Raw genomic sequence first — 12,137 nt, forward strand, 5'->3', positions numbered from 1 at the left:
CTCAGGAACGGGCCTGCCGCGGCGGGCCCATTCGCTTCAGGAACTCCGCCTCGACCATTGGCCTGCCCAGCAGATAACCCTGGCCGAACTCGCAACCCAGGCGCTTCAAGTGCTCGAGCTGGTCGGTGGTTTCGATGCCCTCGGCCACGCATTCCAGGCCCAGGTTGCGGGCGATCATCAGAATGGTTTCCACCAGCAGGACATTGTTGCCGTTGCCGCTGGTCCCCAGGTCCTGGGTGAAACTGCGGTCGATCTTCAGCCGGTCCAGCGGCAGGCGCTTGAGATAGGTCAGGGACGAATAGCCGGTGCCGAAGTCGTCGATCGAGAAACGTACGCCGAGTTGCTTGAGCGCGCGCATGTTGGCGATGCACTGCTCGACGTCCTCGAGCAGCACGCCTTCGGTGAGTTCCAGCTCCAAGGCCGCGGCCGGCACGCCGTAGCGCTCCAGGCAGCCGCGCACCCGTTCGACGCACTCGCGGCTGCGCAGCTCGCGCGGGCTGAGGTTCACCGCCAGCACCACGTCCGGGTACTCCGCCAGCCAAGCCTGCAGGGTGGCGCAGGCACGTTCGAGCACCCAATTGCCAATTTCCTGGATCAAGCCTGTTTCTTCGGCCAGGGGAATGAAATGGCCCGGCAGGATCTCGCCCTTTTCCGGGTGCGCCCAGCGCACCAGCACCTCGGCACCGATCAGCTGGCCATCATCCAGCTGCAGTTGCGGCTGGAACACCAGGTAAAGCTGATCCCGGGCAATCGCCTGGCGCAGCTCGCCCTGAAGCTGCAGGCGCTGGTCGATGGCCGCCTGCATGGCGGGCGCAAAGAAATGCAGGGCGTTGCGGCCACCCTGCTTGGCGCGATACATGGCTGTGTCGGCCTGTTTGAGCACATCGGCGGCGTTCTGCTCACCGAACGGATGCAGGGCGATACCGATGCTGGCGCTCATGGATAACTCATGACCGTCGATCACGCAGGGCCGTTCCAGGCTCTTGAGCAGGCGCTCGCCGACCATCGCAGCCTGTTCGCCCGCCAGTTGGGCATTGGCATCCAGGCCCTCTAGCAGCACTACGAACTCATCGCCGCCCATGCGTGCCAGGGTGTCTTCGGTACGCAGTTGCCCTTCCAAGCGGGCAGTCACTTCACGCAGCAGGCTGTCACCGACCAGGTGGCCGAGGCTGTCGTTGACCGTCTTGAAATGGTCGAGGTCGATGAACAGCAGCGCGCCCAGGCTGCCCTGGCGTATCTCACGATCCATGGCATGCTGCAGGCGGTCGAGCATCAGCCGGCGGTTCGGCAGGCCGGTCAGCTCGTCGCTGTAGGCCAGGCGCTCGATCTCCCGCTGGTAACGCTGGCGCTCGGAAATATCGGTGACGCTGCAGCGAATCAACACCGGCTCGCCCGGCAACCGCACCAGGCGCACCTCGCAAGGGAATTGCCGGCCGCTGCTGTCCTGATGCAACCATTCGAACACCGGCACTTCGCCGCGCAGGGCGGCCTTGAGATAGTGTTTGGCAGCCTCGGAGGACGGCCTGCCGTCAGCCTGAACCTCAGGGCTCAGCTCGAAAGGCCGGCGGCTGAGCAGTTCTTCACGTCGATAGCCGAACAGGCGCAGGGCGTTGCCGTTGAAATCGACCATGCCGCCCTCTTCGCTGTAGAGCATGATTGCCTCGGGCGCATGCTCGACGACGGTGCGATAGCGGGCCTCAGCTTCGTAGCGAGCGCTGATGTCCTCGACCAGCAGCAGGAACATGCTGACGCCGCCATTGGTGCGTCGCACCGCACGCAAGTGCAGGCGCGTCTGCACCGGGCTGCCGTCGGCGCGCAGGAAGTTGCGATCGCGCTCGAAGCCCTCGCGGCTACCGCTGCGCACGTCGTCGAGCAGGGGCTGCTCGGCCTCCAGATCCTCGGGGCTGCTGATGCTGGCCCAACTGGATTCCATCAGTTGCTCGCGGCTCAGGCCAAGGATGCTGCACAGTTTGAGGTTGACTTCCGACCAGCCGAAGGTCGGGGTGATCAGCGCCATGCCGATCAGCGGCGCCTCGAAGAACAGGCGCAGTCGATCATCGCGCTCTCGCAGTTGCTGCTCGGTACGGCGTCGCGCAGTGATGTCCTGAGCGGCGCCATAGATGCGCACCAGCTCACCACCGTCGCGCTCGGCCACGCCAAGTAGCCTGACCCAGCGCGTGCGGCCCTTGGCGGTACTGCCACGCACCTCGATATCGAACTGGTCGTCGCCCTTGTACATTTTCTGCAGGGTACGGCCGATCAGCTCGCGGCCAGAGACGTCGAACTGGTTCAGCGATTCCTCGAAAGACGGCGCGCCGCTTTTCGGATCCAGCTCGTAGATGGCAAAGCAGCCGGCGCTCCAGTACATGCTCATGTCGCGCATGTTCAGCGACCAGCCGCCCAGATCGGCGATGTTTTCGGTCTGGGTGAACAGGTGGCTCTGCTGCTGCAGGGTCTCGCTCTGGCGCACCATGTCCTGGGCCAGTTGCTCGCGGGTGCTGACGTCCTGCTGCATGACGATGAAGTGGCTGACGCCTTCTTCATCACGCATCGGCGCCAGAATCACCTCGCCCCAGAAGGCCTCGCCGTCCTGGCGCTGCAGGCGCAACACCGCGTTGCCAGGTACCTCGCGGCGGATCGCGGTTTCCAGTACATGCAAGCCTTCGTGGCGTTTCTCGCCGCGCAGCAGCTCGAACAGGCTCAGGCCGAGGGTTGCATCGGCCTCGCGCCCGGTGATCTGTTCGAAGGCCGGGTTGCAGTATATCAGCGGCAATTCGGCCCGCCGCGCATCTGCAATCAAGACACCCAATGGGCTGGCGTCCAATGCCGAATGCGCCAGGTTCAGCTGGCGTTGTACCGCCGCGCTATGACCGAGGGCCAGGCGCAGGTCGGTGAGGCTGCGGCCGATCAGCAGCGCCGCCAGGACGAACAGCAGGATGCCGAAGTGCAGCTCGACACGCTGCGGATCGATCCAGCTGCCGCCAGCGGTGACCGCGTGAAACCAGGGCAACACCAGGATGGCGATGGCGCTGATCGCGGCCCCGCACACCGCCCCGGAAAAACCCCAGACCAGCGCCAGCCCCAGCATGACCAGGCCCACGGCCGGCATCTTCAAGGGTGTCGGCAACAGTTCCAGCAGCACCGGCAGACATACCAGCACCGGCAACAGTACGTATAGCGAGGGCAACGTGCGCAGGGCCATGGGAACTTGCAACAGGGGCGACGCGATGCCCCCGGCCGGCATCAGCCAGCCGCGCCGGCGCAACCAGGGGCTGAGGTAGGTCAGCAAGGGGATGGAAATCACCAGCGCGGTGAGGCTGTCGACCAGCCAGAGCGTCAGCACCAACTGCGGTACCTGCGCCACGATCAGTTCGTCGAGCAGCAACCGGCAGCCGATCAACAGCAGGCAGGTGACTGCTGCCGGTATCAGCACACCGAGAAGGATGAAGCGCAACACGTGGCTGATGTCCGGCAGGGCGACGTCGAACGGCCGCCAGCGCAGCAGCAGGTAACAGCAGGCGACGCCCAGGGTTTCCGGCGCCGCGTGCAGGGGCGCCTGGTGCCAGTCCAGCCCCCACAGCGGCGTGGACAACACCGCATTGGCGTAAAGCGCCCACAGCACTCGCGGCCCCCACCAGAGCACCAGTACCAGCCCGAGGGCGAATGGCAGATAGAGGATACCCAGCCCACCCTCGAACTGGGTGATCAGAGATAGCTGTGTGGCCAGATGAAAGACCGGCAGTGGTAGCCACCAGGTCCAGAACGGCAAGCGTTCGGCAGTGCGGGGCATACGAACCTCATATCGCTATGCCAGCACAGCATGAAGCAGCCTATCGGGGCTGTACAGGTGCCTGCATCGAGTTAACAGCCTAGTCGAGAATCAGGCCGCGTCGCGTGGCAACAATAACCCCAGAGGCAGACAGATACGGGCCTCCAGCCCACCACCTGTACGATTGCGCAGTTCCACGCTACCGCCATGTAGCGAAGCGATGCGCTTGACGATGGCCAGCCCCAGCCCGGCTCCCTTTCCACCGCGGGCGCTGTCGCCACGGATGAACGGGTTGACGATGTTGCTCAGCTCGCTCGGATCGATGCCGGCGCCACGGTCCATCACGCTTAGCACCACATAGGGCGCGCTGTGGTCACCAGCCACCGACAGAACGATTTCCACCGGGCTGCCGCCATAACGCAAGGCGTTCTCGATCAGGTTGACGATCAGTCGCTTGATCGACACCCGGCGCAGCGGAAAGGCCGGAATCGGCTCGAGGAACAGGCGCACCTGTTCGCTCTTCTGATTGTAAGGGGCGACCACCTCACGAATCAGCTCGGGCAGCACCAGGTCTTCGACAGGCTCGTCGCGACCGTCACGGATGAAGGCCAGGAACTGATCGAGAATGGCGTCCATGTCCTCGATATCGCGCACCATGTCATCGGTCAGCTCGGAGTCATGGTCGAGAAACTCCAGGGACAGCCTCAACCGCGTCAGCGGCGTGCGCAGGTCATGGGACACCCCGGCGAGCATCAGCTCGCGCTCGCGCCCGGCCTGCTCGACGTCCTCGGCCATCTGGTTGAATGCGCGGTACACCTCGGCCATTTCACTCGGCGTATCGCCGACCGGCAATCGCACGCTGCGGCCCTGGCCAAACTGGCGGGCAGCGATCACCAGGCGCTTGAGTGGCGCGCTGAGCTGACGCACGAAGATCCATGCCGCCGCCGTGGACAGCAGGCCGATACCCAGGAACCAGCCCAGCACGCTCCAGATCCGCTGGCCACGCAACGGATGCGGGTAGAGCGGCACGCGAATCCAGTCTTCACCCAGCGTTGGCGCGTGCACCCAGAGCGCTGGCGGGCTCTTGGCCCGTACGCGGGTTTCGGTGTCGGGGCCGAGTTCGGACTGCATCTGCCGCTGGAAGATCTCGCTGTAGGGCCAGTGCTCCTCGCTGGCGGGCACTTCGGCACGCGTCACCCGCTTGAGGCCGGCAGCCTCGGCGATATCGCCACGATCCTCGGGATTCGCCGCCCAGTAGGCGCGCAGGGTCAACGCGGCGCCGTGGCTGTATTGACGGTCGACCAGCACGTCCTCGTTCATCATCAGGTAAACGAGGGTCAGCGCTTTGGAAAACAGCACGACGATCAGCACCAGCCAGAGGGTGCGCGAGAAGAAACTTTGCGGAAACCAGAGTGGAGCTTTCATAGAAACAGGAGCCGGGCAAAACGCTGAGGGCGGGGCTGAACGAACGAGGGCTGGCATCGATCGCCAGCCCTCCAGCGCTATGTATCCGTTTTACTTGTTGCCGTCCGGTACGAACACATACCCCACGCCCCAGACGGTCTGGATATAGCGCGGCTTGGACGGATCAGGCTCGATCAGCCGGCGCAGACGGGAAATCTGCACGTCGATGGAGCGCTCCAGGGCGTCCCACTCACGACCGCGGGCCAGATTCATCAGCTTGTCGCGGGTAAGCGGCTCGCGAGCGTGCTGCACCAGCGCCTTGAGCACCGCGAACTCACCGGTGGTGAGCATGTGCACCTCGTCGCCCTTCTTCAGTTCACGAGTGGCCAGGGACAGCTCGTAATCACCGAAGGTGACGCTCTCGTCTTCGCTGCCCGGCGCGCCCGGCACTACCGGCGCCTGGCGGCGCAGTACGGCCTTGATGCGGGCCAGCAGTTCGCGTGGGTTGAACGGCTTGGCCAGGTAATCGTCGGCACCGATTTCCAGGCCCTGGATGCGGCTACCTTCGTCGCCCTTGGCGGTGAGCATGATGATCGGCACCTGGTTGTTGGAGGCGCGCAGGCGACGGCAGGCGCTCATGCCGTCTTCGCCCGGCAGCATCAGGTCGAGCACCACCAGGTTGAACAGCTCGCGCGATAGCAGGCGGTCCATTTGCTCGACGTTCTCCACGGCGCGTACGCGATAGCCCTGCTCGTCGAAGAAACGCTCGAGCAGGCGACGCAGACGGGCGTCGTCATCGACAATCAGGATCTTTTCGCCTTCGACCGGTTGTACTGCAGTGCTGCTCATAGAGGCTCCTTGACCGAGAGTCCGCGACGCGTTGCGTCCGGCTGACCGGCGGCATTATGGCTCAGAGGCCGTGTAGACCACGTATTGTCCATTGTTAGCAGATTTTTCGCTGTCGTTCGCGCACTTCGCGCCGATTCATGGTCTGACAGCCGCCAATGGCGAGTGGCCTGTGCCCCTGCGGGCGTGGCTATAATGCGCCGTTTTATAGTCCGGCTCATCACGAGCGAGGCCGGTTTTAGTCGTTTCAAGGTGGATTCTTCTTTCTATGCTCAGCATCAACAACCGTATCGCCGAAGAACTGGGCGTGCGCCCGCAACAGGTCGCCGCCGCCGTACAGCTGCTGGATGAAGGTTCCACCGTGCCGTTCATCGCCCGTTACCGCAAGGAAGTCACCGGCAGCCTCGACGATACCCAGCTGCGCAATCTGGAAGAGCGCCTGCGTTATCTGCGCGAACTCGATGATCGCCGGGCGAGCATCCTCGCCAGCATCGAGGAACAGGGCAAGCTGACCCCCGAGCTGACCCGCGAGATCAACCTCGCCGACACCAAGACGCGCCTCGAAGACCTTTACCTGCCCTACAAGCAGAAGCGCCGCACCAAGGGCCAGATTGCCCTGGAAGCCGGCCTCGGGGAGCTGGCCGACGCACTGTTCAATGACCCGAACTTGACCCCGGAGAGCGAAGCGGCGCGCTTCATCGATGCCGAGAAAGGCTTCGCCGACACCAAGGCGGTGCTCGAAGGCGCCAAGTACATTCTCATGGAACGCTTCGCCGAAGACGCCAGCCTGCTCAGCAGCCTGCGCAGCTTCCTCAAGGACAACGCCACCCTGAGCGCCAGGGTAATCGCCGGCAAGGAAACCGAGGGCGCCAAGTTCCGTGACTACTTCGAGCATGACGAAAAGCTCAAGGGCGCCCCGTCGCACCGCGCCCTGGCGGTTTTCCGCGGGCGCAACGAGGGCATCCTCACTGCCAGTCTCAAGGTCGGCGAAGAGCTTCCCGGCACCCTGCACCCGTGCGAGGGCATGATCGCCGAGCGTTTCGGCATCGCCAACCAGGGTCGTGCCGGCGACAAGTGGCTGGGGGAGGTAGTGCGCTGGACCTGGAAGGTCAAGCTCTACACCCACCTGGAAACCGACCTGCTCGGCGAACTGCGTGAAGGCGCCGAGGACGAGGCGATCAGCGTGTTCGCCCGCAACCTGCACGATCTGCTGCTGGCCGCACCCGCAGGCCCGCGCGCGACCCTGGGCCTCGACCCGGGCCTGCGCACCGGTTGCAAGGTGGCCGTGGTCGACGCCACCGGCAAGTTGCTCGACACCGCCACCGTCTACCCGCACGCCCCGCGCAATGACTGGGACGGCACCCTCAACGTGCTGGCCAAGCTGTGCGCCAAGCACGGCGTCGACCTGATCGCCATCGGCAATGGCACCGCCAGCCGTGAGACCGACAAGCTGGCCATCGAGCTGATCAAGAAGTACCCGGGCCTGAAAATGACCAAGATCATGGTCAGCGAGGCCGGCGCCTCGGTGTATTCGGCCTCGGAGCTGGCGGCCAGGGAATTCCCCGATCTGGACGTATCCCTGCGCGGCGCAGTGAGCATCGCTCGCCGCCTGCAGGACCCGCTGGCCGAGCTGGTGAAGATCGACCCGAAATCCATTGGCGTGGGCCAGTACCAGCACGATGTGTCCCAACTGAAGCTGGCGCGCAGCCTGGACGCCGTGGTGGAAGACTGCGTGAACGCCGTGGGCGTGGACGTCAACACCGCATCTAGCGCCCTGCTGGCGCGGATTTCTGGTCTCAACGCGACCCTTGCGCAGAATATCGTCGCCCATCGCGACGCTCATGGCGCCTTCAAGACCCGTGACGCCCTGAAGAAGGTCCCGCGCCTGGGCGACAAGACCTTCGAACAGGCCGCCGGCTTCCTGCGCGTGATGAATGGCGACAACCCGCTGGACGCCTCCGCCGTGCACCCGGAAACCTACCCGCTGGTGCAGCGCATCGCCGCCGACACTGGCCGCGACATCCGCTCGCTGATCGGCGATGCTGGCTTTCTCAAGCGCCTGGATCCAAAGAAATTCACAGACGAGACCTTCGGCCAGGTGACGGTCAGCGACATCCTCAGCGAGCTGGAAAAACCCGGCCGCGACCCACGCCCCGAGTTCAAGACCGCCGAGTTCCAAGAAGGCGTGGAAACCCTCAAAGACCTCGAATTGGGGATGATCCTGGAAGGCGTGGTTACCAACGTGACCAACTTCGGCGCCTTCGTCGACATCGGCGTACACCAGGACGGCCTGGTGCACATCTCGGCGCTCTCCGAGAAATTCATCAAGGACCCGCACGAGGCCGTCAAAGCCGGCGACGTGGTCAAAGTCAAGGTCATGGAAGTGGACATCCCGCGCAATCGCATCGCCCTGTCGATGCGCATGAGCGACACCCCGGGCGAGAAGGTCGATGGCCCCCGAGGCGGCGGTCGCAAGGGCGCGGGCAAGGGCGGCCAGACGCCGCGCAGCGAGCGCCACTCCGGCCAGGACAAACCCGCTCCGGCCAATGCCGCCATGGCTTCGCTGTTCGCCAACGCCAAACAACTGAGGAAATAAGCGATGAGCCAATCCGCAGACGAGATCGGCAAAAGCAGCGCCTTCGGGCGCCTGCTCGGCTTGCAGATCGTCAAGGCCGAGGCCGGCGAGGCGATCATCGCCCTGAGCATGCACGATGGCTTGCGCAACCTTCATGGCAAGCTGCACGGCGGCGCGCTGTTCTCGCTGATCGACACTGCCATGGGCCAGGCCAGCCACAGCCTCACCGACGGCGAGCCGAGCAGCGTGACCCTGGAGTGCAAGGTCAACTACATCCGCGGCGTCACCGAAGGTGACCTGAGCTGCCGCGCCTGGGTCATCCACGCTGGCCGCCGCACCCAGGTGATCGAAGCCGAGGTGCACCAGCACGACAAGCTGGTGGCCAAGGCCCAGGCCACCTTCGCCTGCCTCTGAGGCCTGACTCAAGCACAGTTCGTAGGGTGGACCGGGTCGCGTAGACGACGTTTCACCTACACGGCCCGATCCGTCCACCGCCCCGTGATCGCAACGGTGGATGAAAAGAGCGTCAGTTACGCGCCCCGATCCACCCTACGTCTGTTCCTGCCTTGTAGCTGCCGCCTCATGCGCATACAGATCGTGAACGAGCTCTGAGGCCCAGGTCACGCGCGGCAGAGCTTGAAAGCTGCCTGCACGTGTCGCTAAAACGTACATCCCTTTCGCCAGACGACCAACGTCAGCAATTCGCCCCTTGTAGAGTCCAGCGTCCACCCCCATATTGGGGCGACCGCTGCGTGAAGGAATGCAATCTTGAGCGACCTGTTCTCCCGCCGTCTGGCCCTGCTCGGCGAGCACGCCAACCTGTCCCTGCTCTCCCAGTGCCTGCATGGCATCGAGCGTGAATGCCTGCGCGTCGATGAAAGTGGCCAGCTGGCGCTGAGCGGCCATCCCACTGCGCTGGGCTCGGCGCTGACCAACGGGCAGATCACCACGGACTATTCCGAATCCCTGCTCGAGTTCATCACCGCCACGGCGGTCGACCCCGGCGAGACCCTGGCCGAGCTCGATCGCATCCACCGCTTCGTGTACAGCAAGCTGGACGGCGAGTACCTGTGGAGCCCCTCGATGCCAGGCCCGCTGCCCGAAGAAGAGGTCATCCCGATCGCCCGATACGGCAGTTCGCATATCGGCCAGCTCAAGTACGTGTACCGTAAGGGCCTGGCCCTGCGTTACGGCAAGACCATGCAGTGCATCGCCGGTATCCACTACAACTTCTCCCTGCCCGAGCAGCTGTGGGCCGTGCTGCAGGAAGCCGAAGGCGACGGGCGCAGCGCGCGCGACTATCAGTCCTCGCGCTACATCGCGTTGATCCGCAACTTCCGCCGCTACAGTTGGCTGCTGATGTACCTGTTCGGCGCCTCGCCGGCACTGGACAAGAATTTCATGCGCGGCCGCTCGCACCAGCTCCAGGAGCTGGACGCTGACACCCTGTACCTGCCCTACGCCACCAGCCTGCGCATGAGCGACCTGGGTTATCAGAGCGAGGCCCAAGCCGGGCTGACGCCCTGCTACAACGACCTGGCCAGCTACACCGACAGCCTGCGCCAGGCCGTCGGTACGCCGTATCCGCCCTACGTCGACATCGGCACCAAGAAGGACGGCGAGTGGCTGCAGCTCAACACCAACGTGCTGCAGATCGAGAACGAGTACTACTCCAACATTCGCCCGAAGCGCGTGACCTACAGCGGCGAGCGGCCGATCCAGGCGCTGATGGCCCGTGGCGTGCAGTACGTCGAGGCGCGCTGCCTGGACATCAATCCGTTCCTGCCGATGGGCATCGACCTCGCCGAGTCGCGCTTCCTCGATGCCTTCCTGCTCTACTGCGCCCTGCAGGACAGCCCGCAACTGAGCAACGGCGAATGCGGCAGTTGCTCGGATAACTTCCTCAAGGTGGTCAAGGACGGTCGCCGTCCTGGCCTGCACCTGCAGCGCCATGGTGCGCCCGTGGTCCTGCAGAGCTGGGCCCACGAACTGCTCGACGGCATCGAAGCGATCACCAGGCTGCTCGACCGCAGCCAGGGGACGGACGCCCATGGCGCCGCCCTGCAGGCCCAACGCGCGAAAATCGACGATGCCAGCCTGACGCCGTCGGCCCAGGTGCTCGCCGAACTGCAGAAAGGCGAAAGCTTCGCGGCGTTTTCCCTGCGCCAGAGCAAGCGTCACGCCGAGCATTTCCGCGGCCAGCCATTGAACGCCGAGCAGCAAGCCGAATTCGAGCAGGCCGCCCAGCGCTCACTGCAGGAACAGGCCGAACTCGAAGCTCACGAGGAAGGCGACTTCGACAGCTTCGCCGCCGCCTACCAGGCCAGCATCCTCGCCCTGGCCGTGTAAAACGGGGCCAGGCCCGCGACGACTGCGTCACAAAAAAAACCAATGGTCATAAATCCGGGACAGGTGGCCCGGTTTGACCAGACGGATTTGGCTAGCATGGTTTGCAAGCCTCTTTGCGAATCCCTCTCATGAGCCACCGCGACAACAAGCAACACTGGAGCCTGGAAAGCCTCACCAAGGCCTACCAGCAGGGCTATATGGCGGGCCTCGCCGGTCACGCTGCCGACACCCTGCCCTTCGCCGACAGCATTCCTGCTGCTGCCTGGGAGGCCGGCTGGGTCGATGGCGAAGGCCAGCGGCGGCTAAGCGCAGAGAAGCTCAACCGCTCTCCAGGCAGTGCACCTGGTGCCAAGAAGCGGGCCTGAGTCGATGCGCCTGCCTCCTCGACGCTGGTCAGCCAGCGCACCACGGTGCAAAATGCTTAATTCGCTTAACTGAAGAAGCCAAGCCATGAGCAACGTTTCCAGCCAGATGGACACTTCGCCCGCGACCAGCGCTCCTGGTGACGCGCTGCCTGACAGCTGGCTGGACACCCTGGTGGGTTATGCGCTGCGTCGCGCCCAACTGAAGGTATTCCAGCACCTGGTCGGCAACCTGGCCCAGCATGACCTGCGCCCGGCACAGTTCACCGCGATGGTGATCATCGACAACGAGCCGGGCCTGATGCAGGCCGACCTGGCCCGCCAATTGGCCATCGAGCCGCCACAACTGGTACCGCTGCTCAACAAGCTGGAAAGCCGTGGCTTGGCCCAGCGTGTTCGCGGCGTGCAGGACAAGCGCGCCTATGGCGTGTTTCTCACCAAGGCAGGCATCGCCCTGCTCGGCCAGCTCAAGGCCATCGCCGTGGCCAGCGACGAAGCGGCTACCGCCGCCCTCGACGACGACGAACGTAACCAGCTGCTGCGGTTGCTGCATAAGATCAACGGCTAAGGCGGCTTGGGAGAGGCCGCTTGAAGGCAGAAGCGGCAACTCAAACCAACCTGTGGGAGCCCCGACCTCGGGGCGAAACGATTGCAGCCTGACCGCCTATCGGCGGTGCCTGACTAATTCGCCGCGAGGTCGCGGCTTGTATGTTCTAGGCTAGGAACCTGTCGGGGGTGGAGGGACATGCGCGGCTTCTGCAAGCGACAAGCCAGACAGTGGGAGAATTCCCCCACCCCATACTCACCGCAAACGCCGATAAGGAATCCTTCG

At 64.3% G+C, this 12,137-nt stretch carries 8 protein-coding genes; 5 read left to right on the plus strand and 3 right to left on the minus strand.

Translation table 11 applies throughout. The annotated features are described in order from the left end of the window. Position 1: 1 nt before the first annotated feature. From BVH06_RS20180 to ompR, 3 genes are all read right to left on the minus strand, one after another. Complete coding sequence (locus tag BVH06_RS20180) at positions 2–3,790, minus strand: EAL domain-containing protein (RefSeq protein ID WP_075935275.1); 3,789 nt, start codon at positions 3,788–3,790, stop codon at positions 2–4. A gap of 90 nt (positions 3,791–3,880) precedes the next feature. Continuing rightward, entirely contained in the window at positions 3,881–5,194 is a 1,314-nt protein-coding gene (locus BVH06_RS20185) for an ATP-binding protein (RefSeq protein ID WP_075932324.1), read from the minus strand. Positions 5,195–5,284: 90 nt separating this feature from the next. Continuing rightward, entirely contained in the window at positions 5,285–6,022 is a 738-nt protein-coding gene (gene ompR, locus BVH06_RS20190; RefSeq protein WP_073267397.1) for a two-component system response regulator OmpR, read from the minus strand. Positions 6,023–6,287: 265 nt separating this feature from the next. Between ompR and BVH06_RS20195 the strand changes: the two genes are divergently transcribed. From BVH06_RS20195 to BVH06_RS20215, 5 genes are all read left to right on the plus strand, one after another. After that, a complete protein-coding gene (locus BVH06_RS20195) occupies positions 6,288–8,615 on the plus strand; it encodes a Tex family protein (protein WP_075935276.1) in 2,328 nt (775 codons plus the stop codon). Positions 8,616–8,618: 3 nt separating this feature from the next. Continuing rightward, entirely contained in the window at positions 8,619–9,008 is a 390-nt protein-coding gene (locus BVH06_RS20200; RefSeq protein ID WP_075932326.1) for a PaaI family thioesterase, read from the plus strand. 354 nt (positions 9,009–9,362) lie between these two features. Further along, positions 9,363–10,943 (plus strand): glutamate--cysteine ligase, encoded by a 1,581-nt coding sequence (gene gshA / locus BVH06_RS20205; protein WP_075935277.1) that lies wholly within the window; start codon positions 9,363–9,365, stop codon positions 10,941–10,943. Positions 10,944–11,071: 128 nt separating this feature from the next. Continuing rightward, positions 11,072–11,308 carry a ribosome modulation factor gene (rmf, locus tag BVH06_RS20210; RefSeq protein WP_075932328.1) on the plus strand — a complete coding sequence of 79 codons (237 nt, stop codon included), beginning with the start codon at positions 11,072–11,074 and terminating at the stop codon, positions 11,306–11,308. A 106-nt stretch (positions 11,309–11,414) separates the two neighbouring features. Next, positions 11,415–11,873 (plus strand): MarR family winged helix-turn-helix transcriptional regulator, encoded by a 459-nt coding sequence (locus BVH06_RS20215; protein WP_139315695.1) that lies wholly within the window; start codon positions 11,415–11,417, stop codon positions 11,871–11,873. Positions 11,874–12,137: the final 264 nt, after the last annotated feature.

The organism is Pseudomonas sp. PA27(2017) (genome assembly GCF_001945445.1).
In the GTDB taxonomy this organism is placed as follows: Bacteria; Pseudomonadota; Gammaproteobacteria; order Pseudomonadales; family Pseudomonadaceae; genus Aquipseudomonas.